Genomic DNA, 24,337 nt, shown 5'->3' with positions numbered 1-24,337 from the left:
GCGGTGAGCTGCTCCGGCCCCTGGTCCGGACGGGGCGCGGGGGTACTCGGGGCTTGCACGGGGGTGACCTTACCCAGCCGGCCGAGCCCATTCCGGGGGTTATTGTCATTTACCCGAGAAATCGACAATCAGAGGTCCGTGATCGCACCCGGGGAGTGATTTCAATGATTCTCATATCGAATGTCCGTGTGGTGTTCGAATGATTCAGCAAAAGCCCCGGTAAAGAAAAGCGGAGCGGGAGGCCGGTCGGTCCGGCTTCCCACTCCGTGGTAACCCTGTGTAGGTTCAGTGCTCAGTCGAGGGGGCCGCCGGCGACGTAGACGACCTGGCCGGAGACGAAGCCGGCGCCCTCGCTCGCCAGGAACGAGATGGTGTGGGCCACGTCCTCAGGCAGACCGACCCGCTGGACCGGGATCTGCGAGGCCGCGGCCCGCTTGAAGTCCTCGAAGTCCATGCCGACCCGGGCCGCGGTGGCCGCGGTCATGTCAGTGGCGATGAAGCCGGGGGCGACGGCGTTGGCGGTGATGCCGAACTTCCCGAGCTCGATGGCCAAAGTCTTGGTGAAGCCCTGCAGCCCCGCCTTGGCGGCCGAGTAGTTCGCCTGGCCGCGGTTGCCCTGTGCGGAAGAGGAGGACAGGTTGACGATCCGGCCGAAACCGGCGTCCACCATGTGCTTCTGCACCGCGCGGGTCATCAGGAAGGCGCCGCGGAGGTGGACGTTCATGACCGTGTCCCAGTCGGACTCGGACATCTTGAAGAGCAGGTTGTCGCGGAGTACGCCCGCGTTGTTGACCAGGACGACCGGGGCGCCGAGCTCGGCGACCACGCGGTCGACGGCGGCCTGCACCTGCGCGGCGTCCGAGACGTCGGCGCCGACGGCCAGGGCCCGGCCGCCGGCCGCGGTGATCCGGTCGACGGTGTCCTTGCCGGCGGCCTCGTCCAGGTCGAGGACGGCCACGGCGTAGCCGTCGGCGGCCAGGCGCTCGGCGGTGGCGGCGCCCAGGCCGCGCGCGGCGCCGGTGACGACGGCGACCCGGGTGGCGGTGCTCTGCTCGGTCATGCTCGCTCTCGTCTCTCTCGGGAAGGCCTCCGCGGGGAGCGCCCCGGGAGGGTGGCCACACCCTACCGGTGAGTAGGGAGGGCGGCCAGGGCCGGAGAGCCGCAGGTGACGGTCGGTAAGGACCGACCGGTCGGCTTTCTACTGAGAACGGGTTACCGAGAGGGCGTGGCGGGCGCGTAAATATGCCAATGTTGCCGAACCTGCGTCTACTATCCGCCCCTGCCTGCCAGCAAGGGCCCGCCGTTTGTATAGTGTCCGCCAGCAGCCACCGGCTGCACGGCTGGAGCGCCCTCCCTCATAGCTGGACGCCCACTCGCCGTTACTGCCCCACCCGGGTGTCCCACACACACCGGGTGTGACATCGGGACGGATACATGGTGCTGGGGGAGATCCCGACGACCCGCGTGTCCGCGCGACTGCAGCAGTCGCCCGGGCACCTGATTCGCGTTGCACAGCAGGTTCACACCCGGCTGTGGTCGGAGCATGTCGGAGCCGATCTCACGGCTCCGCAGTTCGCGGTCCTGCTGGTCCTGGCCCTCGAGCCGGGCGCCGACCAGCGCACGGTCGGCGAGCGGGCCTCGTTGGACAAGGCCACGATGGCCGAGATGGTCGCGCGGCTGGTCCGCCGCGGCCTGGTGCTGAGGAGGCGAGACCCGGCCGACGGCCGGCGCAAGCTGCTGGCCCTCTCGCAGGGCGGCGCCCAGGCGGTGCGCGAGGCCACCGGTGGTGTGGTCCGCGTGCAGCGCACCCTGTTCGAGCCGCTGACGGCGGAGGAGCAGGTCGAGATCGTGCGGGTGATGGCCAAGATAGCCAGGCTGGAGCCCGCCGCGGTCGCCGTCTTCTCGGACGCGCGGCCGATACTGGACGCCCAGCGGGCGATCGGCTACCTGATCAGGGTGAGCCAGCAGGTGCACACCAAGCTCTGGTCGGAGCACGTCGGAGCGGAGCTGACGGCGCCGCAGTACGCGGTGCTGGACGCGCTGGAGCTGGAGCCGGGCGCCGACCAGCGCACGGTCGGCGAGCTGGCCTCGCTCGACAAGGCCACGATGGCCGAGATGGTGAGCCGACTGGTGCGCCGCGGCCTGGTGCAGCGTCGGCGCGACCCCTCGGACGGCCGCCGCAACCTGCTGTCGCTCTCGCCGGCCGGTCAGGACCTGCTGCACCGTTCGGCGGCCGGCGTCGGCGAGGTGCAGCGACTGCTGCTGGCCCCGCTGGACGAGGGCGAGCACGCGCCGGCCCTGGCGCTCATCGCCAAGGCGGCCAGGCTCTAGCCGTCCTTCTTCGAGCTCCAGCCAAAACGATTCGCCAACGTACTGAGCGGCTCACGTACCGCGGAACGCGGTCGCCGAAGAGCGCGGTCGCCGGAGAACGGTGACCGGGCAGGACGGTGACCGGGGAACGCGGTGACCGCGGAGCACGGGGAAACGAGGGACCCGGATCGCCGGGTGCCGAGTGACCCGCGACCGCACGGCCGATCGCAGGACCACCTGCACGACCGATCGCACGACGGACCGCACGACCGGCCTGCCGAGGGGACCCAGGCGGCCGGATCCGGCGGACCGTGACACGACGAGGACCGCCCGCCCCTGCCGGGGAGGGCGGTCTTTCGACGTGGCGGGCCCGTCGTAGTGGTCGGACGGCGGGTGCCGTCAGTTCCAGTCGAACTCCTGCGGGTCCGGACCGATCCGCTTGCCGGTGGCGACGGCGGCGATCGCGGCGAGGTCGGCGGCGTCCAGCTCGAAGCCGGCCACGTCCAGGTTCTCCCGGATCCGGGAGGGGGTGACCGACTTCGGGATCGCGATCACGCCGCTCTGCAGGTGCCAGCGGAGCACCACCTGGGCGACCGTGCGGCCGTGCTTCCCGGCGATCTCCACCAGCGCCGGCTCGGCGAGCAGCTCCTTGCCCTGGCCCAGCGGGCTCCAGGCCTCGGTGGCGATGCCGTGCTTCGCGTGGAACTCCCGCAGCTCGGTCTGCGGGAAGTACGGGTGCAGCTCGACCTGGTTGAGCACCGGCACGACCGGGCTCTCGTCCAGCAGGCGGGTGAGCTGCTCGGTGCCGAAGTTGGAGACGCCGACCGACCGGACCCGGCCGTCCGCCTTCAGCTGCTCGAGGGCCTTCCAGACGTTGGCGTAGCTGCCGTGCATCGGCCGCGGCCAGTGGATCAGGTAGAGGTCGAGGTAGTCGAGGCCGAGCTTGGCCAGCGAGGCGTCGAACTCGCGCAGGACGGCGTCGCGGCCCTGCTCGCCGGACCAGTCCCGGGTGCCCGAGTTCCAGAGCTTGGTGGTGATGTAGAGGTCCTCGCGGGCGACGCCGCCGGCCAGCGCCTCGGCGATCGCCTTGCCGGTGCCGTCCTCGTTCTCGTAGATGGCGGCGGTGTCGATGGAGCGGTAGCCCGCCTCGATCGCACTGCGGACGGCGGCGGTGGCCTCGCCGTCCGGGACCTGCCACACGCCGAAGCCGAGCTGCGGGATCTGGGCGCCGTCGTTCAGGGTGACGCTGGGGATGTTGCTCACGGGAAGGGGTGCCCTCCTGGTCGTCCGTGTGTTTCCAGAAGGGGGCAACTGGCGTTCGGACGGGATTGTTCCCGCCAATCGGGCGAATCCTGCGCCGGCCCGCGGCCGCCGGGGCCCGGAACCGGGGGCCGACGGGCGGAAAACCTGTTGCGCGGATCACATCGCGGTTGGCACGCTCGCTGACATGGCCTCCTGAGATCCGGGCCCTTCGTGCCCCCACCCCGTCCGTCCGCTCCGCCGGTTCGACCGGTCGGTACGCGTGACCCGTGCTCCCCGCCCGCGGTGCCCGCTCCGGGCGCGGTGACGTCGCCGTCCCCGGCGCCTCCCGGCGGGCCGGTCCGGCTCCCGGTGCTGTGCGTCCCGCGCCCGGTCCGTCGGCCGCGCCCGTCCGCCCGTATCCGTCCGCACCCGCCCTCGCAGGGCGCATCGCCCTGCCCGCGCGCCCTCCCGCACCTCGCTCGCACCCTCCCGCATCGGAGCGTCATGCTGCTCACCCCCCTGCCGCTGGCCGACCCCGGCAGTCCCGACCTCTCCTCACCCCTGGCCTTCCTGCGCTGGCTCCAGCGCGGCCAGCGGCGCGGGCAGGTGCTCTCCACCTGCTGGGCGCTGCTGGAGATGGGCGGCCAGGCCGCGCTGCCGGTGCCGCTCGGGTGGGGCGTGCAGGCCGCCGTCGACGCCGACGCCGCCGGGATCTGGCGGGCCGGCGCGCTCGCCGTGCTGCTCTCCGTCGTCTCCGTGCTCGGCACCGTGCTGCTGCACCGCCAGGCGGTCTGGAACTGGATCCACGCCGCCTGCCAGGTGCGGCAGCTGGTGGCCCGGCAGGCCTCGCACCTCGGGGCCGGGCTGTCCCGCCGGATCGCCACCGGCGAGGTCGTCGCGGTCGGCAGCGGGGACGTCGAGCGGATCGGCTGGTACGTCGAGCTCGTCGCCCGGGTGCGGGCCGCGGTGATCGTCTGGCTGGCCGTCAGCACGGCCGTGCTGGTCGCCGAACCGGTGCTCGGCCTCGGGGTGCTGCTCGGGGTCCCGGTGCTCGCGGCCGCCGTCTGGCCGCTGATCGGCCCCTTCGAGCGGCGGTACGAGCAGCAGCGCACGCTGGGCGGCAAGGCCACCGAGCTGGCCGCCGACACGGTGGCGGGGCTGCGGGTGCTGCGCGGCATCGGCGGCGAGGAACTGTTCCTCGAACGGTACCGGGCGGCCTCCCAGAAGGTCCGGGCCGCGGCCGTCCGCTCGGCCCGGCTGTGGTCGTTGATGCAGGCGCAGCAGGTGCTGCTCCCCGGCCTGTTCGTGGTCGGGGTCACCTGGTACGGCGCCCGGCAGGCGGCCGCCGGCGAACTCGCCGTCGGCACCCTGATCGCGGTGTACGGGGCCACCGCCTTCCTGGCCGCGCCGCTGCGCATCCTGGGCGAGGCCGCGCACGCCTGGAGCGTCGCCCGGGTCTCCGCCGGGAGGGCCGTCCGGGTGCTCTCGCTCAGCCGCACCACCGGCACGGCCGAGGCGGCGTTGGACCGGCCCGGGGACTGCGACCTGTTCGACCCGGAGACCGGTCTGAGCGCGCGGGCCGGTGAGCTGACCGCCGTCGTCTGCGGGGACCCGGACTTCGCCGGGGCGCTCGCAGAACGGCTCGGCGGGCACGTCCCGGTGGCCGAGGGCGAGCCGCAGCCGCCCTCCGTCCGGCTCGGCGGGACGGACCTGGACGCGGTGCCGCTGGCCGAGGCCAGGGCCGCGGTGCTGGTCCACGACAAGGAGCCGGTGCTGCTCTCCGGCACACTGGCCGGGCTGTTCGACATCCCGTCGTCCGGCCGGGTCCCGGTGGCCGAGGCGCTCGCGGCCACCCGCTCGGACGACGTGCTGGACGCCCTGGTGGACGGCTCGCCGGACTGCGCGGGGGACCCGCTGCGGGCCCGGATCACCGAGCGCGGGCGCTCGCTGTCGGGAGGCCAGCGCCAGCGGCTGGCGCTGGCCCGCGCCCTGCTGGCCGACCCGCCGGTCCTCGTCCTGGACGAGCCCACCAGCGCGGTGGACGCCCACACCGAGTCCAGGATCGCCAGCGGACTGCGGGAGACCCGGGCGGGCCGCACCACCGTGGTGTTCGCGACCAGCCCGCTGCTGCTCGACCAGGCGGACCGGGTGGTGCTGGTCCTGGACGGCCGGGCCGTCGCGGCCGGGCGGCACCGCGAACTGATGCGCACCGAGCCGGCCTACCGCGCCGTGGTCACCCGCGACGAGGAACCGGTGCGGGCCCCGGCCGGGGCCGCCGGGGCGGGGCGGGCCGCGGAGGCCGTGCGGGCGGCGGAGGGCACCCGGGGCGGGGAGGGCGGCCGGGCCGCGACGGGCGGCCGGGTCGCGACGGCGGAGCTGGAGGAGCCGGTATGAGCCGCCCGGGCGCCGGGCCGTCCGGCTCTTCGGGGCGGCCCGCCCGTGCCCGCCGTCCTGCCTGCCCTGCCCGTTCCGCCCGTTCCGCCGGCGGGGACCGTGGTCACCGGGCCGACCGTGTCGAGCCGTCCGTTCGATCGGACCAACCGTTGAGGAGCACGTCATGAAGCCCCCCGTCCAGCAGGAGCAGGGGCCGGCCACCACGCTGCCGGTCGGCTCCCCGGCCGCCGTCCGCGAGTACCTGCGGCTGCTCGCCCGGCGCCACCGCCGCGGCTTCTCCGCGGTGGTCGGCCTGCACTCGGTGGCCACCCTGGCCGGGCTGGTCGGGCCCTGGGTGCTCGGCGCCCTGGTCGAGTCGCTGGCCACCGACACCGCCGGGGCCGCCGTCGCCACCGCGGTCGCCTGGTACCTGCTGGCGCTGGTGGTGCAGTCCGCCTTCACCGGCTGGTCCCGGCTGCGCGGCGCGGTCCTCGGCGAGCGGGTGCTGGCCGACCTGCGCGAGGACTTCCTGGTCCGTTCCGTCGCGCTGCCCACCGGCGTGCTGGAGCGGGCCGGCACGGGTGACCTGGTCTCCCGCGGCACCACCGACGTCGACCGGCTGGACAAGTCGGTGCGCGAGGCCGTGCCCGAGCTCGCCGTCGCCGTCGTCTCGCTGCTCCTGGTGCTCGGGGCCCTGCTGGTCACCTCCCCGCTGCTGGCCCTCACCTCCCTGGTCGGGCTGCCGCTGCTGCTGGCCAGCTCCCGCTGGTACTTCCGGCGCGCACCGCAGTCCTACCGCAACGAGTCGGCCGGGTACGCCGCGGTGAACACCGTGCTGGCCGAGACGGTGGACGCCGGGCGGACGGTGGAGGCGCTGCGCCTGGGGGAGCAGCGGATCGCCCTGACGGACCGCAAGCTGCGCGAGTGGCTGGCCTGGGAGCGCTACACGCTGTGGCTGCGGACGCTCTGGTTCCCGACCATCGACGCGGTGTACGCCTCGGCGGTGCTGGCGACCCTGGTGCTCGGCGGCCTGTTCACCCTCCAGGGCTGGATCACCGTCGGCCAGTTGACCACCGGGGTGCTCTACGCGCAGATGCTGACCGGCCCGGTCGACCTGATCCTGCGCTGGTACGACGAGCTGCAGATCGGGCAGGCCTCGCTGGCCCGGCTGGTCGGCGTCCGCGAAGTGCAGCCGCACGAGGGCGACGAGTCGGCCCGTCCGGACGGGCGCCGGGTGGAGGCCCGGGACGTCCGCTTCGGTTACCGCGAGGGCGCCGACGTCCTGCACGGCATCAGCCTGGACGTGGCCCCCGGCAGCCGGGTCGCGCTGGTCGGGCCGTCCGGCGCCGGCAAGTCCACCCTCGGGCGGCTGCTGGCCGGGATCTACGCCCCCGGGCGCGGCAGTGTGACGCTGGGCGGGGCCGCGCTGTCGCGGATGCCCGCCGAGCGGGTCCGGGCGGAGGTCGCCCTGGTGAACCAGGAGCACCACGTCTTCGTCGGCACCCTGCGGGACAACCTGCAGTTGGCCGCGCCGCGGGCGAGGGACACCGAGCTGCGGGCCGCGCTGGACGCGGTGGACGCCGGCGCCTGGGTGGACGCGCTGCCCGAGGGCCTGGACACCGAGGTCGGCTCCGGAGGCACCGCGCTGACCCCGCCGCAGGCGCAGCAGCTGGCCCTGGCCCGGCTGGTGCTGGCCGATCCGCACACCCTGGTGCTGGACGAGGCCACCTCGCTGCTGGACCCGCGGGCCGCCCGGCACCTGGAGCGCTCGCTCGCCCGGGTGCTGGAGGGCCGCACGGTGATCGCCATCGCGCACCGGCTGCACACCGCGCACGACGCGGACGTGATCGCGGTGGTCGAGGGCGGCCGGATCAGCGAGTACGGCAGCCATCCGGAGCTGGTGGCGGCCGGCGGCCCGTACGCGGCGCTGTGGCGCTCCTGGCGGGACGAACGGTAGCGGCGGCGCGGTAAACCCGTACGGGGCGGGATTGCCCCGTACGGGTTACTCGCCGACCCGCAAGGGCGCGTAACCGGGCAAATCGGCACCGGCGCCCGCAGACTGCTCCGGTGACCAAGATTTCGGACGGATCGTCCTCCAAGCGCAGCGAGATCGGTGGGGTCCCCACCCGCTACATCGGGATCGGCGTCATCGTCGTCCTCGCGGTGTGGTTCCTGTTCGCCAACCTCGACCGGGTGCAGATCCAGTTCTGGGTCTTCACCGTCACCGCACCGCTGTGGATCGCGCTCCTGGCCACCCTGGTCGCCGGTGCGGCGCTGGGCTGGCTGCTGAAGGGGCGTCGCGACCGGTGATCACCGGACCCGGTCCGGACCCGGCGGGACCCGCGGGCTTCGCACCGCTGATCGAGGTGCGCGGCGTCAACAAGCACTTCGGGGACCTGCACGTGCTGCAGGACATCGAGCTGACCGTCGGCCGCGGCGAGGTCGTGGTGGTCATCGGGCCGTCCGGCTCCGGCAAGTCCACGCTCTGCCGGGCGATCAACCGCCTGGAGCCGATCGAGGCGGGCACCATCCTGATCGACGGCGAGCCGCTGCCCGAGGAGGGCAAGGGCCTCGCCCGGCTGCGGGCCGAGGTCGGCATGGTGTTCCAGTCCTTCAACCTGTTCGCGCACAAGACGGTGCTGCAGAACGTCTCGCTCGCCCAGGTCAAGGTGCGCGGGCGGTCCAGGACGGAGGCGGACACGAGGTCCCGCGCGCTGTTGGAGCGGGTCGGACTGGAGGCGCAGGCCGCCAAGTACCCGGCCCAGCTGTCCGGCGGCCAGCAGCAGCGGGTGGCGATCGCCCGGGCCCTGGCGATGGACCCGAAGGCGCTGCTCTTCGACGAGCCGACCTCCGCGCTCGACCCCGAGATGATCAACGAGGTGCTGGACGTCATGCGCCAGCTCGCCCACGAGGGCATGACGATGGTCGTGGTCACCCACGAGATGGGCTTCGCCCGGGCCTCCGCCAACCGGGTGGTCTTCATGGCCGACGGGCGGATCGTCGAGGACCGCACCCCGGAGGACTTCTTCGGCGCTCCGGAGAGCGAGCGCGCCCGGGACTTCCTGTCCAAGATCCTCAAGCACTGAGGCGGCGCCGTGACGAGGAAGACCAGGCTCGCCGCCGCCCTCCTGACCGCCCTCCTGACCGCCGCCGCGGCCGGCTGCGGCAAGCCCGGGACCCCGCCGCCCAAGGGCCCGCAGGCCAGTGCGCTGCCCGGCTACCCCGTGCAGGACGCCGCCGCCGTCACCGGTTCGCCGACGCTGGACGCCGCCCGCGCCCGCGGCCACCTGGTGGTCGGCGCCAAGGAGGACCAGCCGTACCTGGGCTCGAAGAACCCGGCCACCGGCGAGTACTCCGGCTTCGACATCGAGATCGCCAAGATGGTCGGCGCCGACCTCGGCTTCGCGCCGGACCGGATCCAGTTCCGGACCATCGCCTCCGCCAACCGCGAGACCGCGCTGCAGAACGGGCAGGTCGACTACTACGTCGGCACCTACACCATCAACGACAACCGGAAGAAGCTGGTCGGCTTCGCCGGGCCCTACTACCTGGCCGGGCAGTCGCTGCTGGTGCGCCGGAACGACGACAGGATCCACGGCCCGGAGGACCTGAACGGCCGGAAGGTCTGCTCGGCGGCCGGCTCGACGCCGTACCAGCGGATCCAGTCGCAGTACCCGCAGGCGCGGCTGATCGGCTACGACACCTACTCGGCCTGCGTGGACAACCTGATCACCGGCCAGGTCGACGCCGTCACCACCGACGACACGATCCTGATGGGCTACGCCGCCAAGGTGCCGGACGAGCTCAAGGTCGTCGGCCAGCCGTTCTCCCGGGAGCCGTACGGGATCGGCACGCCGAAGGGCGACACCGCGCTGCGGTACGCGCTCGACGACGCGCTGGCCCGCCACGAGCAGAACGGCGACTGGCGGAAGGCCTACGACGCCACCCTGGGCCTGTCCGGGGTGCCGGCGCCGACCCCGCCGCCGATCGACCGGTACTGAGAGGGCCGCGCCGTGAAAACGCTGATCGACAACTGGTCGACCTACTGGGAGGGCTTCCTCGGCACGCTGCAGCTCTTCCTCGTGAGCGCCGCGGTGTCGCTGGTGCTGGGCGTGCTGATCGCGGGCTTCCGGGTCTCGCCGGTCAGGCCGCTGCGGGTGTTCGGGGCGGTGTGGGTGACGCTGCTGCGCAACACGCCGCTCACCCTGCTCTTCTTCATCGTGGTGCTGGGTCTGCCGCGCTTCGACATCACGCTGCCGTTCTTCACCTTCGCGGTGGCCGCGCTCGGCTGCTACACCTCGGCCTTCGTCTGCGAGGCGATGCGCGCGGGCATCAACACGGTGCCGACCGGGCAGGGGGAGGCGGCGCGCAGCCTGGGGATGGGCTTCGGGCAGACCATGGGCCTGGTGGTGCTCCCGCAGGCGTACCGGTCGGTGGTCGCCCCGATCGGCAGTGTGATGATCGCGCTCGCGAAGAACACGGCGATCGCCGGTTCGTTCAGCGTCACCGAGCTGCTCGGCACCTACCGGACCATCAACGAGCTCGGCTACGGCATCGTCTGGACCTTCGTCTGGATCGCCGTCGGCTACCTGATCATCACGCTGGCCGTCAGCCTCGTCTTCAACCTGCTGGAACGACGGGTGGCGGTGTCGCGATGACGGTCGAATCCTCCGCGCTGTACGACGTTCCCGGCCCCAGGGCGCTCGCCCGGCACCGGCTGTACGGGGGGATCGCGCTGCTGCTGATCGCGGCGCTGATCGGCTGGATCGTCTACATGCTCTTCCACACGCAGCAGTTCACGTACGAGAAGTGGACGGCCTTCCAGTACCGGGGTGTCCAGGAGCTGCTGCTGCGCGGCCTCGGCAACACCCTCAAGGCCTTCGGCTGGACGGTGCTCCTGGCACTGCCCTTCGGCGCGCTGTTCGCCGCCGGCCGGCTGTCCGACCACCGGCCGGTGCGCTGGGTCTGCACGCTGGTGGTGGAGTTCTTCCGGGCCATGCCGCTGCTGGTGATGATCTTCTTCGTCTTCGTGGCGCTCAAGGCCCCGCCGCTGTGGGCGCTGGTGACCGGGCTGGTGCTGTACAACGGCTCGGTGCTGGCCGAGGTGCTCCGGGCCGGGGTGCTCGCCGTGCCAAGGGGGCAGCGGGAGGCGGCCTTCGCGCTCGGCATGCGCAAGACCCAGGTGATGGCCTACGTGCTGGTGCCCCAGGCCAACCGGGCGATGCTGCCGGCCATCATCAGCCAGCTGGTGGTCGCGCTCAAGGACACCTCGCTGGGCTTCCTGATCACCTACGAGGAGTTCCTGCACGCCGGCAAGCTGATCGCCACCAACCTCGACTACGACCTGCCGTTCATCCCGGTGGTGATGGTGATCGCACCGGTCTACATCGGCATGTGCCTGCTGCTCTCCTGGTTCGCCCGCTGGGTCGAGCGCCGCAGCCGGCGCAGCCCGAGCGCCCGGGGCGGCGCACCGGTGGCCAAGGCCGAGGTGGCGATGGGTCTGCCGCCCTCCGTGCAGCAGTGAGGGCCCTGGTTCTCCGCGGAACCATAGGTGCGGGTGGGGATCGGCCGGGCGTCTCCAATTTCCTCTTATGATTGCGGAGGCTGGACGACGACCCGACGGAGGGCCCATGGAGCCGGTGTTCGACTCACGGCACATCAGGACGTTCCACGAGGTCGTCAGAGCGGGCTCCTACTCGGCCGCCGCGCGCGAGCTCGGCTACACCCAGCCCGCCATCACCCAGCAGATGAAGGCGCTCGAACGCACCGTCGGCGTCCCGCTGTTCACCCGGGCCGGGCGCGGCCTGCGGCTCACCGAGGCCGGTGAGGCGCTGTCCCGGCACTCCGAACTGATCCTCGGCAGCCTCTCCGCCGCCCAGCAGCAGCTCGCCGCCCTCGCCCGGCTGCGCGCCGGCCGGGTGCGGGTCTGCGCCTTCCCCAGCGCGAACGCCACCCTGATACCGGAGGCGATGGCCCGGCTGCTCGCCGAGCACCCCGGAGTCCGGGTCGAACTGCTGGAGGCCGAGCCGCCGGAGTCCGTCCAGCGCCTGCTGCGCGGGGAGTGCGACATCGCCCTGGCCTTCCGCTACCCGGGCGCCGCGACCGAGGTGCCGGACGGGGTCGACGAGATCCCGCTGATGGAGGACCTGCTCACCGTGCTGCTGCCGGTCGGGCACCCGCTCGGCCGCCGGCACGCCGTCCGGCTCTCCGACCTCGACGGCGAGCGCTGGATCGCCGGGTGCCCGCGCTGCCGGGCCAACCTGCTGCACGTCTGCGCGGAGGAGGGCTTCGCACCGGACATCGTCTTCTCGACGGACGACAACCTGGCGGTGCAGAGCCTGGTCGCCGCGGGCGTCGGCATCGCGCTGATGCCGGCGCTGGTGCTCTCCTTCATGTGCCACCGCAAGGTCACCGGGCGGGCCGTCGAGCCGCACCTGCGGCGGCAGGTGAGCGCGTACGTGCTGCGCGAGCACCGGCGGATCCCGGCCACCGGGCTGGTGCTCGACCACCTGCGGCAGGCGGCGGCGAGCCGGGTGGGGTGCTGAGGGCGACCGATTCCATAAGCTGTAGTTGGGGGAGAGCTTAAGAACCCTCGTTGGACGTGATAGGTGGGTTCGGTCGAACCTGCTGCCATGACACCCTCAGCCACGGTCGGCAGCGACCACCTCACCGAGCGGATGACCGCCCTGATCGGCGAGATCCGTGCCGTCGTCGACCGCGGCCTGCCTCCGGAGCTCACCGCCTACCTGGTCGGTGAACGCCTCGCCCCGCACCTGCACGCCGACCCCCACGGGCCCGACGCGCTGCTGACCCCGGAGCAGACCGAGGGCGACCCCGAGCGCTACCGCCAGCACGTCCTGCACGCCGAGGAGGACGGCAGCTTCTCCGTCGTCGCCCTGGTCTGGCTGCCCGGCCAGCAGACCCCGATCCACGACCACGTCTCCTGGTGCGTGGCCGGCGTCCACCGCGGCCAGGAGAGCGAGACCCGCTACCGGCTGGTCTCCGACGGCCGCACCGCCCGGCTCGTCGAGACCGAGCACGTCGCCGGCCCGGCCGGCACCGTCGCCGCCTTCGCCCCGCCCGGCGACATCCACCTGGTCCGCAACGCCTGTAGCACCACCGCCATCTCCATCCACGTGTACGGCGCGGACGTCTCGCGGCTCGGCACCAGCATCCGGCGCGTCTACCGGCTGCCCGCCGACGAGCAGCAGTGAGGCCGGCGTGGCGCTGACCATCAGGGAGCGGGCCACCCGCACCCGCTCGCTCCCCCCGCTCGGCGGCGACGCCCCCGGGCTGCTGCTCGCCGCCGCCGGAGTGGCCGCCGCGCTGGCCGTCCACGCGGCCGTGCCCGCGGTGCCCAAGCTCACCGCCGCCGTCGTGCTCGGCATGGCCGCCGCACACCTGCCCGGGCTGCGCCCGGTGGTGCGCGGGGTGGCCCGGCCCGGACTGTCCACGGCCGGGAAGCGGCTGATGCGGCTCGGCATCGTGCTGCTCGGACTCAAGCTCAGCCTCGACGACGTGCTCGGCCTCGGCTGGGCCACCGTCGCGATGGTGCTCGCGGTGGTCGCGGCCACCTTCGCCGGCACGATGTGGCTGGGCCGCCGCCTCGGACTGCCCGGCGACCAGCCGTTGCTCGTCGCCACCGGGTACTCGATCTGCGGGGCCTCGGCGATCGGCGCGGTCAGCCAGGCGGCCGGCAGCGAGGAGGAGGACGTCGCCGCCTCGGTGGCCCTGGTCACCCTGTGCGGGACGCTGGCGATCGCCGTGCTACCGCTGCTCCAGCAGCCGCTCGGGCTCGGGGAGCTGGAGTTCGGGCGGTGGGTCGGCGCGAGCGTCCACGACGTCGGGCAGGTCGTCGCGACCGCCCAGACCGGCGGGGCGGGCGCCCTGCGGGAGGCCGTCCTGGTCAAGCTGATGCGCGTGGTGCTGCTGGCGCCGCTCGTGGCCGGGGTGGCCGTCGCGGTGCGGCGCCGGTCCCGCTGGGGCTCGCCGGCGGCCGGGCGGGACGGGCAGGACGAACCGTCCGGGCGGGACGAGGCGGGCATCGGTGGACATGCCGGTAACAAAACGGCCATGGGTGCGAAGCGCCCGCCGATCGTCCCGCTGTTCGTGGCCGGCTTCCTCGCGATGATCGTCCTGCGGACCACCGGGGTGCTGCCGGAGCACGCCCTCACCCTGGCCGGGGACGCCCAGGAGCTGCTGCTGGCCGCCGCGTTGTTCGGTCTCGGCAGCGCCGTGCACCTGCCGACGATGGCCCGCACCGGCGGCCGGATCGCCCTGCTCGGGCTCGGCTCCTGGGTGGTCGTCGCCGGCGTCTCGTACGCGGGGGTGCTGATCACGACCTGACGGGTGGGGCGGCGGACTCGGCTATTGTCGGGCGGGTACTCGTCCGCCGGGACGCTCCTGCACCCGAGTCCGCTGAGGAAGACGTATGTCCACCGCACTGCCCGAACGGGACGCTCGCGAGGCCGTCAGCACCGTCGACCGGCGGGAGGGCCCGTTCGGAGAGGTGGTGCTGCGCCGCCGCGGACGGCACTTCGAGATCATCGCCAACGGGTGCTTCCTGATGGACACCGCCGACGGCCGCTCCGAGCGGCTGCTGATCCAGGCGGCGCTGGACGAACTGGACCGCACCGCCGACGGCGCCACCGCCGGGCGGCCGTCCGTCCTGATCGGCGGCCTCGGGGTCGGCTTCTCGCTGGCCCACGCGGCGGCCGAACCGCGCTGGGGGCGGATCGCCGTCGTCGAGCGCGAGAACGCCGTCATCGACTGGCACCGGAGCGGGCCCCTCGGCGCCTTCTCCGCCGGCGCGCTGCAGGACGAGCGGGTCCGGGTGCTCCACGCCGACCTGCTGGAGTACCTGGCCGCGGCCGACGGCGAGCGCTACGACGCGCTCTGCCTGGACATCGACAACGGCCCGGACTGGACCGTCACCGACTCCAACGCCGGACTGTACGGCGCGGACGGCCTCGCGGTGCTCTGGCACCGGCTGCAGCCGGGCGGGGTCCTGGCGGTGTGGAGCGCGCAGCCCTCCGCGGCGTTCGAGGAGGCGCTGCGCGCGGCCGGCTTCTCCGGCGTCGCGACCCTGGAGATCCCGGTCAGCCGGGGCGTGCCGGACGTCGTCCACCTGGCGCGGCGCGCGGGCTGACCGCGCGCCGCGCCGCGGCGGGCGCTATTTGAGGCCGTTGTCCACCGCGGCCATCAGCTCCCCGCCGGCGGTGTCGCCGTCGAAGGACCACACCATGGCGCCGGCCAGCCCCTGCGCCTTGATCCAGGCGGTCTTGCGGGCGATCTCGGTCGGGTCGTCGTAGGTGTAGAGCACGGTGCCGTTGTAGATGTAGGCGAAGCCGGCCACCGGATCCCGGTAGAGGGTGTAACCGCCGCTCGTGGCCATGTCCTTGAGCTTGTGGTAGTCCTCGAAGCCGTTCTCGTAGCTGCCCGGTGCGGGGCCGGTCGCGCTCTGGAACAGGCCGTTGGTGCTGCCGCGCGGCACGCCCGTCCAGCCGCGGCCGTAGAACGGGATACCCAGTGTCAGCTTGCTCTTCGGGGCGCCCCCGTTGACGTAGGCGTTGATGGCGATCTCGGAGCTGAAGCGGCGGTCCGGGGTGCTCGGGTCGCCGGCCGCGACCTTCAGCGCGGACTGCTGATTGGTCGTCATCTCCCAGGCGCCGTGGTAGTCGTAGCCCTGGATGGTGGCGAAGTCGAACGCGCCGAACAGGCCCGGGACGTCGATGCCGGCGGAGATCTTCGCCGGGTCGGCGGGGAGGAAGGCGCTCAGCGTGTAGTGCTTGCCGGTGGTCGCGCCCAGCGCGTCCAGCTGGCGGCGGAACTCCTGGGCCAGCAGCGTGTAGTCGGCCTTGTCCTCGGGCCGGAAGATGTTGCCGGTGTGCCCGTCGGAGTTCGGCCACTCCCAGTCGAGGTCGATGCCGTCGAAGATGCCGGCCGCGCTGCCCGGACCGCCGCGGCCGTCGATCACCGGCAGGTTGCCCTTGAGGTACATGTCGATGCAGGAGCTGACCAGCGCCTTGCGGGAGGCGTCGGAACTCGCCGCGTCCGAGAACCACTTGCTGTAGGACCAGCCGCCCAGCGAGATCTGGATCTTCAGGTTCGGGTACTTCGCCTTGAGCTGCTTGAGCTGGTTGAAGTTGCCGGCCAGCTTCTGGTCCCAGGTGTCGGTCGTCCCGGCCACCGAGTTGCCCGCGTCCCAGCCCTTGCCGAAGTCGGCCCAGGCGTCACCGGCGCCGTCGCCCGCGTTCGGGTCGGAGTCGTTGCCGGCCGCCTTGTTGGTGATGAAGCACTGCTTGGTGGTCGGGTGGATGTTGGCGAAGGCGTAGTTCAGCGTGGTGAGCCGGCCCGCCGAGCCGGAGGTGTCCAACTGCTTCACGCTGTAGCCGCGGGCGTAGATGCTCCACTGGCTGAAGTAGCCGATCTTCAGCGCGCCGCCCGGGGTGCCGCCGCCCGGCTTGGTCGCGGCGGTGACCGGGCCGGAGGCGGGTGAGACGTTGCCGGCCGCGTCGCGGGCCTTCACCGTGAAGGTGTACGAGGTGTTCGGCGCCAGGTTGCCCACCGTCGCGCTGGTGCCGGTGACGGTCACGGCGAGGGCGGTGCCGGCGTAGACGTCGTACGCCACCACGCCCACGTTGTCGGTGCTCGCCGCCCAGCTCAGCGAGATGCTGCTGGAGTCGGAGCCGGTGACGGTCGGGGTGCCGGGGGTGGTCGGCGGCTGGTTGTCCGGTGTGGTCGGCTGGGTCGTGACGCTGACCGGGCCGGCGGCCGCCGAACGGTTGCCGGCGGCGTCGAAGGCCTGCACGGTGAACTGGTAAGCGGTGTTGGCGGTCAGGCCGTTGACGGTGACGGCGGTGGTGGACCCGTCGGTGGTGGCCACCCTGGCGCCGTTCTGGAAGACGTCGTAGCCGGTGACGCCCACGTCGTCGGTGCTGGCCGCCCAGGCCAGCCCGACCGAGGTCTGCGTCACGGAGGTCGAGCGGAGGCCGCCCGGAGTGCTCGGCGGGGTCTGGTCGTTTCCGCCGCCGTCGCACGGCTTGCCGTTCAACTTGCAGTTCAGCAGGGGCTGGTAGCTGCCCGAGTAGGCGATGTTGAAGCCCAGGCCGTAGGTGCCGCCGGGCTGGATCGGGCTCGCCCAGCCGGGGTTCTTCACCGTCACGTGCGAGGCCGCGGTGGTGTACGTCGCGTTCCAGAGCGAGGCCACGGTGTTGTTCGCGGGCAGGTCGAACTCCAGCGTCCAGCCGTTCAGCGGGGCGCTGGTGCCGTTGGTGATCGTGTACGAGCCCTCGTAGCCGCTGCCCCAGTCGCTGCCCTTGGTGAGGGTGGCGGTGGCCGAGCCGGCGGCGCTCGCGGACGCCTGGGGGAGGGCGACGGCGAGCATCGGGACGAGCAGGGTTCCGGCCGCGAGCAGCGGCAGTCTGATCCGACGTCTGCGCATGGAGTGGCTCCTGTCCCGGGGCGGCCGGAGGGGCCCGGATGCCCCGATACCTGTGGGGAGGTGGCAGGTGCGTGCGGGAGCCCGGCCTGGGGGCGGCCGGGACGGAGCCTCGGGCCGTCGGGGTGCGCGGAGGGTCCTGTGCTCCCGAGGGTAGGGAGCCGGTCGCCAACTCGCAATAGGTCTGTACCAGTTGGGTGGGGTGGGTGGGTGCTAGCCTCGGACGGGCTGGTGCACTAGTGCGGTGTGCGGTGTGCGGTGTGCGGTGTGCGGTGTGCGGCGTCAGGTGTCGGATGTGCGGTGCGGCGTGGAGCCGGGCCGGGTGGTAGGGCGGAGGAGTGGTGGGCGTGGTGGAGGGCGGGACGCCGTCGGAGCGGATCGCGGCGGAACTGCGGCGGCGGATCGCCTGCGGGGAGCTGGCGCCCGGGGCGCGGGTGCCCTCGACCCGGCGGATCACCCGGGAGTGGGGCGTGGCGATGGCCACCGCGACCAGGGTGCTCACCCGGTTGCGGGAGGAGGGCCTGGTCCGGGCCGTTCCCGGGGTGGGGACGGTGGTGGTCGGGCCGGGTGGTGCTTCGTCCACGTCGCGGGCGGCAGGGCGGCAGTCCGAGGGGGCCGAGGGGGCCGAGGGGGTCGAGGGGGAGGCCGGGCGGGGCGCCGCCGGCAGCGGTGCGGGCGTCGGGGTGCGGCGGGCCCGGGGTGGTGGCGAGCGGGACCTCACCCGGGCGCGGATCGTCGCGGCGGCCGTCCGGGTGGCCGACGCGGAGGGCCTCGCGGCGCTGTCGATGCGCCGGGTCGCGACGGAACTCGGCGCCGCGACGATGTCGCTCTACCGTCATGTGCCCCGCAAGGACGACCTGTTGCGGCTGATGATGGACGAGGCCTTCCGCGAGCAGCCGCTGCCGGACCGGCTGCCCGGAGGCTGGCGGGAGGGGTTGGAGGAGGTCGCGCGGCTGCAGTGGAGCATCTACCGGCGCCACCCCTGGCTGGCCTCGACGATGTCGTTCACCCGGCCGGTGCTGGCGCCCGACGCGGCCGTGCACACCGAGCGGTCGCTGGCCGCCCTGGCGGGGCTCGGACTGAGTGTCGAGGAGGCGGCCCAGGCTTCCGTCGCGCTGGCGGCCTTCGTCTGTGGGCTCGCCGTCCACTTCGAGCGGGAGGCGCAGGCCGAGCAGGACAGCGGGATGTCGGCGGACGAGTGGATGGACCGGCTGGAGGGGGAGGACCACGATCAGCTGTTGGCGGACCCGGAGCGCTTCCCGATGTTCGACGAGCTCACCCGGGGGCCGGAGGTCGACCTGGGGCTGGATGCGCTCTTCGAGTTCGGGATGGCGCGGATGCTCGACGGGATCGGCGTGGTGATCGAGCGCCGGGCCGGGGCGGCGAACGGCTGAGGGGCGGCAGGTGGCCGTCGACAGCCGGCTGCGAACAGATGACAGCCGACAGATGACAGCGAACAGATAACAGATTTCGAAATCTGTTATCTGTTCGCTGTCATCTGTTATCTGTTCGCCGCTCCCCGGATGCTCGGGCTCAGCCGAAGGGGCTGGTCTCCGGGGTGCTCGCCGAGGGGTCGGCTGCCGGGGTGTCGTTCAGCAGGGAGGCGACGGCTTCGGGGGAGAAGGGGTCGAAGTCCGGCGGCGGGATCATCACCGGGGTCCCCTTGCGGGGCGCCTCCGCCGCCGGGGCCGCAGGGGCCGCCGGGGCGGGCACGGTCGGTGGCGCGGAGGGCGGCGGCGGGACGGCCGGGCCCTGCGGCGCGAGCGTCGTCCCGAACGGGTCCGAGCGTTCCGCCGTCACGGTGCCGAACGGGTCGGTGGCCGGGGCGGCCGCGACCGGGGCCGGGGTGTCGTTCAGCAGGGAGGCGACGGCTTCGGGGGAGAAGGGGTCGAAGTCCGGCGGCGGGATCATGACCGGCGTGCCCTTCCGCGGAGCCCGCTCCTGCGGTTCGGCGTCGGCCACCGGTGCGTCCGCGACCGGCGCGAAGGGGTCGAAGTCCGCGGGCGGGACCAGCACCGGCGTGCCGCGCCCGCCCACCGGCGCCTGCTCGGGTTCCGTCACGACGGGGTCGGCGGCGGCAGCCGCAACCGCAGCGGCGGCGTCGGGGGCGGCCGCGGGGGTGCCGGCGGAGGTCCGGGCCGGTTCCCCGTCCCAGCCGAACTGCACGCTCTTCAGCAGCTCCGCGAACGCCTCCGTGTACAGCTCCCAGTCCTCCGGCTGCGCGGTGGACAGCTGGACGCACAGCACGGTGCCGCCGTCCGGCAGCGGGACGAAGGCCTCCACCGCCGAGGTGACCACCCAGCGCCGCTGCCCGTCGCCGGCCAGCGGCCCGGGCACCGGCGCGGTCCGCCCCTCGACCAGGACGGCGGCCGGTCCGGCCGGCAGCAGGACGGTCCACACCTCGGCGTGCCGACGGACGGTGGCCAGTTCGGTGGCGAGCGCGGTGATCGGCTGAGGGTGCCGGGCGAGCGAGACGACGAGGGCGGCCTCGGAGGCGCGGTCTTCGACCTCCAGGGCGCAGACGCCCGCGTAGACGGCGCCCGCGTCGTGGACGAGGTCGGCGAGGGTGGCCGCGATGACCGCGAAGTCGCGGCGCGGCTGCGCGCCGCCACCGCTGAACAGCTCCTCGGCGACCTCGGCCAGGTGCGCCGTCAGCTCCTCGGCCGCCGCGACGGTGGCCGGGTCGTCGCCGGCCGCCGCACCCGTCGGCGCGGGCACCGTACGGGCCGAGACCCCGGCGGGGCCGCCCGGGGAGGTCAGGGGGTGAAAGCCGGGCGGGACCACCAGGCGCACCTCGGCGCCGGCGCCGGTGGCCAGTTCGACCGGTTGGCGGGTCTGCTGCCCGGCCGCGAGCGCGGCCAGGGCCGGGGCGAACGGCGGCCGCAGCTTGGGGTCGGCGAACTCGCCGGTGACGGGCAGTTGGAAGAGCGCGGCCGAGGTGGTGCCGCGGTCGGCGATCGCTCCGCGCACGGCGCCGCCGCCGTAGCGGTGGTGCAGCGCGGTGGTCACCCGCTCGGCGACCCGGGCGCCCGTGCCGGGGCGGCCGGTGCCCGCGGTGATCACCGTGCCGAGCCCGTCCAGGGCCGCGTGCACCGGGCCGTTGGGGGCCAGCGGGAGCCCGAACAGTGCCTCGGCGGCGGGGTGTTCGGCCGGGCGCAGGGCGCTCAGGGAGCCCGCCGGGTGGCGGGTGGTGTGCTCGTCGAAGAGGGCGTCGGTGAGTGTGCCGAGGGTCGCGCAGACCTGCTCCGCCGCCGCGAAGGGGTTGGCCTCCGCGCTGAACTGGACGTCCTGGGTCAACTGGTGAGCCCCCCGCTCTGCTCCGTCTGCGGTCGCTGGTTAGGGTCGGTCCTGGCCCGCCCGCAGTGGCGTGCCGCCGGATCCCCGCCCATTCCTATCAGAGCCCGCTGTCGGTGCCGAACCCGCGGATCACCCGACGGGGCCCGCGGCGGATCCCTCCGTGGCCTGCGGTGACGTTTCGCCCGCCGGGGCGGCGGCGAGGGCGGTGACCGCCTCGGTCATCCCGGGGACGGTGAACAGCGCGGCGAGCTCGCGCACCAGGCGCCCGGTCGGGCCGTCGGGCCGCTCGGTGGCCAGGAACCCGGCGAGTTCGGCGGCGAGCGCCGGCTCCCGCGCGGCGGTGAGGACGAGGGCGGCGACGAACTCCTGGACCAGGTGAAGCTGCAGCTCCTCCAGCGGCACCGAGCGGTCGGCCAGCCACTCGAGCGAGGTGATCTCGGCATTGGCGATCCAGGCCCGGACGGTCAGCCGCAGCCCGGGGCTGGGGGCGGCGATGGCGAGGTGGGAGAGGATCTGGTCGTGGGCCGCCCGCCGGACCTCGTCGATCACCGCCGAGGTGTCCGGGCTGGCCGCGACCGAGCCGCCGCGCAGCAGTGCGGCGAAGCCCGGGCCGTGGCTCTGCACGAAGTCCAGGTAGCGGCCCATCACCCGGTGCAGCCGCTCGGACAGCGGCCCGTCGGAGGGCTCCTCGAAGCGCGCCGAGAGCTCGCGCCCGGCCCGCCGCAGCGACTCCTCGTACAGGGCCTGCTTGCCGGGGAAGTAGTGGTAGACCAGCGGCCGGGAGGCGCCCGCGGCGGCGGCGATGTCGTCGATGGACACGTCCTCCGGCGGGCGCCGGCTGAACAGTTCCAGGGCGACGGCGATCAGCTGCTCGCGCCGCTCGTCCACGCTCAGCCGCCGGCGGGGCCGCTCGCCCGCCGCGGTCCGGTCCGGGTTCCGGTCCGCGGTCCGGCCGGGGGAGCGGTCCGGGGCGGGGGTCCGTTCGGCGCGGGCGGTCGTGGGAGACGGCGTGCGGGAGGCCATGCGGCCACCCTATCCGTCGGGCCGGTCGGGGCCCATGGCGCCGGGGGCGGGGGTGGGCCGGCACGGTGGCGGGCGCCTCCCGGGCGTGGCGACCGCGACCGTGCCCGCCTCCCCCCTCGGGCCCTAGCCGCGGAGCTCCAGGTAGCGGCGGTAGGCCTCGCGGCCGTCGGGGACGAAGTCGTCGCGGGTGAGGCGGTCGGCGAGTTCGGCGGGGGTGAGCCAGCCGTACCAGGCGACCTCGGACTCCTGCGGCGAGACCGGGCCGTCCCACTCGGCCTCGTAGGTGTCGCACCACCAGGAGAGGTCGTCCTCCCGGAACAGGAACCTGAACAGCGGGCGCGGCTCGATCCCGTGCACGCCGAGCTCCTCCTCGGCCTCGCGGACGGCGGCGTCGGCGTACGTCTCGCCGGAGCCGACCACGCCGCCCACGAACATGTCGTAGGCGCCCGGGGCGAACAGCTTGGTGTCGGTGCGGCGGTGGACGAAGATCCGCCCGGCCCGGTCGCGGACCAGGACGAAGACGGACCGGTGGGTGAGCCCCAGCCGGTACACCTCCCCGCGCACCGCGGTCCCGATCACCCGGTCGTGCTCGTCGACGACGTCCAGCAGTTCTTCGGCAGGGTCTTCGGCAGGGTTGGTCATGACGGACAGGTTAGGGTTTCGGGGCCCGTCTCGAACGCTCCTGCGGCAGGTCGAACGCGGGTGGCAGGCGGAGCAACCGGACAGTCTGAGGATGGCGCGCGGTGGAGATCTGGGGCGAGACGGCCGAGGGGTTCGAGCCCGTACGGGAGGCCTTCGCGCGGAACTTCCACGCGTACGGCGAACTGGGGGCGGCCTTCGCGTTGTACGTGCGCGGCCGCAAGGTGGTCGACCTGTGGGGCGGTGACGCCCGGCCGGAGGTCGGCGGGCGGCCCGCTCCCGCGGTGCCCTGGACGGCGGACACCGCGCAGGTGCTGCGCTCGGTCACCAAGGGCCTGACCGCGACCACCGCGCTGCTGCTGGCCGAGCGCGGCCTGCTCGACCTGGACGCTCCGGTGTCCTCGTACTGGCCCGAGTTCGCGGCGGCCGGCAAGGGCGGGGTGCCGGTGCGCTGGCTGCTGTCGCACCAGGCGGGGGTGCCGGCGCTGGACGTGCCGCTGCGGCTGGAGGACGTGCTCACCTGGGAGCGGGCGGCCGCCGCCGTCGCCGCTCAGGCACCGGCCTGGGAGCCCGGCACCGCGCACGGCTACCACCCGTACACCTTCGGCTGGCTGGTCGGGGAGGTGGTGCGGCAGGTGAGCGGGCGGACGGTCGGCCGGTACTTCGCCGACGAGGTGGCCCGGCCGCTCGGGCTGGACCTGTGGATCGGGCTGCCGGCCGGGGCCGCGCCCCGGGTCGGCCGGCTGGTCGACCTGCCCGCCCCGGAGGAGGCCAGGACGGGGCCGAGCGGGCTGCGGCTGCGGCCCAAGCAGTCGGTCCGGGACGCCTACCAGGACCCGGCCTCGCTGACCGCGCGGTCCTTCGCCTCGGTGCTCCCCGGGGTGGACCTCAACGACCCGGCGGTGCAGGCCGCCGAGATCCCGGGGGCCGGCGGCATCGGCACGGCCCGTTCGCTGGCCCGCTTCTACGCGGCGCTGATCGGCGCCGCGGACCGCCCGGACGGCTCCGGCGCGCTGCTGCCGCCGCTGCTCGGCCCCGAGGTGCTGACCCGTGCCGTCGGGCCGGCGGTGAGCGGGCCGGACCGGGTGCTGATCGTCAACTCCACCTTCGGCCTGGGGTTCTGGCGGCACGGCCCGACGGCGCCGATGGCCTCCCCGGCGAGCTTCGGCCACCCGGGCCGGGGCGGTTCGCTGGGCTTCGCCGATCCGGAGCTCGGGCTGGGCTTCGGCTACGTGACCAACGGCATGCAGCCCGGTGTCACAGGGGACATCCGCTCGCGCAACCTGATCCGCGCGGTGCGGGGCTGCCTGGGGCTGCCGGTCTGACACCCGGACCGGACGGGCCCCGGGCCGCGGGCCGCTCAGGGCCGGGGCCCGGGCCGGCGGGGCGGGTGGCCAGGGGCCGGTGGGGCAGCGGCAGGGCCGGGGCCCGGGCCGTGCCCGGGCCGGCGGGTGGGCGGACGGCTCAGGCCTGGCCGGTCTCGAAGCGGCTGATCCGGCCGTCGGCGACGGTGAAGCGCCAGGCGGTGCGCATCTCGCCCCAGGTCTCGTTGGTGAAGGCGGCGACCAGCGCGTGCCCGCCGTCCGACTCGGACTGGACGTCCATCCGGCCGCGGACGGTGAAGATCTCCTTGTCGATCCACTGGTCGAGATCACGGTCCGAGCCGTCGTCGGACATGGTCGCGTCCGGGGTGAGCGTGGCCAGGAAGGCGGCCCGGTCCCCGGCGTTGACCGCGGTGACGAAGGCGCGCACGATCGGGTCGGAGAGCTTGGCGGGGGCGATGGTCATGGGGGGCTCCTGGGCTCCTGGAAGTCGGGTGCGGGACTCCTGTCTAAGGCGTTCGCCGGGCGCGTCCGGGCATGTCGGCGGCGCGTCACGAAAATCGAGGATTCATGTGCTTAGATCCCGAAAAGGGTGATTTGCCGGGCGGTGCGCTTCCTGACCGGGGGAGTCCGGGCCGCGGGTCGCCCGATCGAGGGGGTTGCACGGCGTCGGCGTCCGGACGGGCGCCCG

21 protein-coding genes are annotated in these 24,337 nt (G+C 73.8%); 14 read left to right on the top strand and 7 right to left on the bottom strand.

Annotated features, from left to right (window positions below):
- Positions 1-292: 292 nt before the first annotated feature.
- Positions 293-1,060: a 3-oxoacyl-ACP reductase FabG gene (gene fabG / locus AB0N04_RS22945; protein ID WP_360210732.1), complete on the bottom strand. Its 768-nt coding sequence runs from the start codon at positions 1,058-1,060 to the stop codon at positions 293-295.
- A 404-nt stretch (positions 1,061-1,464) separates the two neighbouring features.
- On the opposite strand from fabG, the gene AB0N04_RS22940 reads away from it, so the two are divergent.
- A complete protein-coding gene (locus tag AB0N04_RS22940; RefSeq protein WP_360210734.1) occupies positions 1,465-2,331 on the top strand; it encodes a MarR family winged helix-turn-helix transcriptional regulator in 867 nt (288 codons plus the stop codon).
- Positions 2,332-2,709: 378 nt separating this feature from the next.
- On the opposite strand, the gene AB0N04_RS22935 is transcribed toward AB0N04_RS22940, so the two are convergent.
- Entirely contained in the window at positions 2,710-3,573 is an 864-nt protein-coding gene (locus tag AB0N04_RS22935; RefSeq protein WP_360210736.1) for an aldo/keto reductase, read from the bottom strand.
- A gap of 483 nt (positions 3,574-4,056) precedes the next feature.
- Between AB0N04_RS22935 and AB0N04_RS22930 the strand changes: the two genes are divergently transcribed.
- The 11 genes from AB0N04_RS22930 (at position 4,057) to AB0N04_RS22880 (ending at position 15,073) form a co-directional block, all read left to right on the top strand.
- Entirely contained in the window at positions 4,057-5,946 is a 1,890-nt protein-coding gene (locus AB0N04_RS22930) for an ABC transporter ATP-binding protein (RefSeq protein WP_360210738.1), read from the top strand.
- Between the two features lie 163 nt (positions 5,947-6,109).
- Positions 6,110-7,882 (top strand): ABC transporter ATP-binding protein, encoded by a 1,773-nt coding sequence (locus AB0N04_RS22925; protein WP_360210740.1) that lies wholly within the window; start codon positions 6,110-6,112, stop codon positions 7,880-7,882.
- Between the two features lie 110 nt (positions 7,883-7,992).
- Positions 7,993-8,235: a LapA family protein gene (locus AB0N04_RS22920; RefSeq protein WP_360210742.1), complete on the top strand. Its 243-nt coding sequence runs from the start codon at positions 7,993-7,995 to the stop codon at positions 8,233-8,235.
- A 47-nt stretch (positions 8,236-8,282) separates the two neighbouring features.
- A complete protein-coding gene (locus AB0N04_RS22915) occupies positions 8,283-9,011 on the top strand; it encodes an amino acid ABC transporter ATP-binding protein (RefSeq protein WP_360210788.1) in 729 nt (242 codons plus the stop codon).
- A gap of 9 nt (positions 9,012-9,020) precedes the next feature.
- A complete protein-coding gene (locus AB0N04_RS22910; protein WP_360210744.1) occupies positions 9,021-9,926 on the top strand; it encodes a glutamate ABC transporter substrate-binding protein in 906 nt (301 codons plus the stop codon).
- A 12-nt stretch (positions 9,927-9,938) separates the two neighbouring features.
- Complete coding sequence (locus tag AB0N04_RS22905; RefSeq protein WP_360210746.1) at positions 9,939-10,583, top strand: amino acid ABC transporter permease; 645 nt, start codon at positions 9,939-9,941, stop codon at positions 10,581-10,583.
- Positions 10,580-11,449 (top strand): amino acid ABC transporter permease, encoded by an 870-nt coding sequence (locus AB0N04_RS22900; RefSeq protein WP_360210748.1) that lies wholly within the window; start codon positions 10,580-10,582, stop codon positions 11,447-11,449. Before AB0N04_RS22905 ends, AB0N04_RS22900 begins: the two co-directional genes overlap by 4 nt.
- A gap of 115 nt (positions 11,450-11,564) precedes the next feature.
- A complete protein-coding gene (locus AB0N04_RS22895; protein WP_360210790.1) occupies positions 11,565-12,470 on the top strand; it encodes a LysR family transcriptional regulator in 906 nt (301 codons plus the stop codon).
- A gap of 87 nt (positions 12,471-12,557) precedes the next feature.
- Positions 12,558-13,139: a cysteine dioxygenase family protein gene (locus AB0N04_RS22890; RefSeq protein WP_360210750.1), complete on the top strand. Its 582-nt coding sequence runs from the start codon at positions 12,558-12,560 to the stop codon at positions 13,137-13,139.
- A gap of 13 nt (positions 13,140-13,152) precedes the next feature.
- Entirely contained in the window at positions 13,153-14,271 is a 1,119-nt protein-coding gene (locus AB0N04_RS22885) for a putative sulfate exporter family transporter (RefSeq protein ID WP_360210792.1), read from the top strand.
- A gap of 85 nt (positions 14,272-14,356) precedes the next feature.
- Positions 14,357-15,073, top strand: a complete 717-nt coding sequence (locus AB0N04_RS22880) for a spermidine synthase (RefSeq protein ID WP_360210752.1) — start codon at positions 14,357-14,359, stop codon at positions 15,071-15,073.
- Positions 15,074-15,097: 24 nt separating this feature from the next.
- On the opposite strand, the gene AB0N04_RS22875 is transcribed toward AB0N04_RS22880, so the two are convergent.
- On the bottom strand, positions 15,098-17,368 hold the full coding sequence (locus tag AB0N04_RS22875; RefSeq protein ID WP_360210754.1) for a glycoside hydrolase family 18 chitinase: 2,271 nt from the start codon (positions 17,366-17,368) through the stop codon (positions 15,098-15,100).
- Between the two features lie 347 nt (positions 17,369-17,715).
- On the opposite strand from AB0N04_RS22875, the gene AB0N04_RS22870 reads away from it, so the two are divergent.
- Complete coding sequence (locus AB0N04_RS22870) at positions 17,716-18,759, top strand: TetR/AcrR family transcriptional regulator C-terminal domain-containing protein (protein ID WP_360210794.1); 1,044 nt, start codon at positions 17,716-17,718, stop codon at positions 18,757-18,759.
- A 139-nt stretch (positions 18,760-18,898) separates the two neighbouring features.
- Here AB0N04_RS22870 and AB0N04_RS22865 read toward each other — a convergent pair whose 3' ends face one another.
- The 3 genes from AB0N04_RS22865 to AB0N04_RS22855 form a co-directional block, all read right to left on the bottom strand.
- Entirely contained in the window at positions 18,899-20,662 is a 1,764-nt protein-coding gene (locus AB0N04_RS22865) for a hypothetical protein (RefSeq protein ID WP_360210756.1), read from the bottom strand.
- Between the two features lie 129 nt (positions 20,663-20,791).
- Positions 20,792-21,556, bottom strand: coding sequence for a TetR/AcrR family transcriptional regulator (locus tag AB0N04_RS22860; RefSeq protein WP_360210796.1), 765 nt, complete (start codon positions 21,554-21,556; stop codon positions 20,792-20,794).
- Between the two features lie 252 nt (positions 21,557-21,808).
- Positions 21,809-22,327: an NUDIX domain-containing protein gene (locus AB0N04_RS22855; protein WP_360210758.1), complete on the bottom strand. Its 519-nt coding sequence runs from the start codon at positions 22,325-22,327 to the stop codon at positions 21,809-21,811.
- A 101-nt stretch (positions 22,328-22,428) separates the two neighbouring features.
- Here AB0N04_RS22855 and AB0N04_RS22850 point away from each other — a divergent pair, with 101 nt between their 5' ends.
- Positions 22,429-23,649, top strand: coding sequence for a serine hydrolase (locus AB0N04_RS22850; RefSeq protein WP_360210760.1), 1,221 nt, complete (start codon positions 22,429-22,431; stop codon positions 23,647-23,649).
- 139 nt (positions 23,650-23,788) lie between these two features.
- Here the strand turns inward: AB0N04_RS22850 and AB0N04_RS22845 are convergent, their stop codons facing one another.
- Positions 23,789-24,112, bottom strand: a complete 324-nt coding sequence (locus AB0N04_RS22845) for a nuclear transport factor 2 family protein (RefSeq protein WP_360210762.1) — start codon at positions 24,110-24,112, stop codon at positions 23,789-23,791.
- Between the last annotated feature and the right edge of the window lie 225 nt (positions 24,113-24,337).

The sequence above is a fragment of the Kitasatospora sp. NPDC051702 genome, from assembly GCF_040681575.1.
GTDB lineage: Bacteria > Actinomycetota > Actinomycetes > Streptomycetales > Streptomycetaceae > Kitasatospora.
This window is presented reverse-complemented; position numbering and strand designations above follow the sequence as displayed.

Coding starts and splice junctions, on each gene's coding strand:
- fabG (WP_360210732.1), bottom strand. CDS start 1,060: ATGACCGAGCAGAGCACCGCCACCCGGGTCGCCGTCGTCACCGGCGCC.
- AB0N04_RS22930 (WP_360210738.1), top strand. CDS start 4,057: ATGCTGCTCACCCCCCTGCCGCTGGCCGACCCCGGCAGTCCCGACCTC.
- AB0N04_RS22925 (WP_360210740.1), top strand. CDS start 6,110: ATGAAGCCCCCCGTCCAGCAGGAGCAGGGGCCGGCCACCACGCTGCCG.
- AB0N04_RS22900 (WP_360210748.1), top strand. CDS start 10,580: ATGACGGTCGAATCCTCCGCGCTGTACGACGTTCCCGGCCCCAGGGCG.
- AB0N04_RS22890 (WP_360210750.1), top strand. CDS start 12,558: ATGACACCCTCAGCCACGGTCGGCAGCGACCACCTCACCGAGCGGATG.
- AB0N04_RS22880 (WP_360210752.1), top strand. CDS start 14,357: ATGTCCACCGCACTGCCCGAACGGGACGCTCGCGAGGCCGTCAGCACC.
- AB0N04_RS22875 (WP_360210754.1), bottom strand. CDS start 17,368: ATGCGCAGACGTCGGATCAGACTGCCGCTGCTCGCGGCCGGAACCCTG.
- AB0N04_RS22855 (WP_360210758.1), bottom strand. CDS start 22,327: ATGACCAACCCTGCCGAAGACCCTGCCGAAGAACTGCTGGACGTCGTC.
- AB0N04_RS22845 (WP_360210762.1), bottom strand. CDS start 24,112: ATGACCATCGCCCCCGCCAAGCTCTCCGACCCGATCGTGCGCGCCTTC.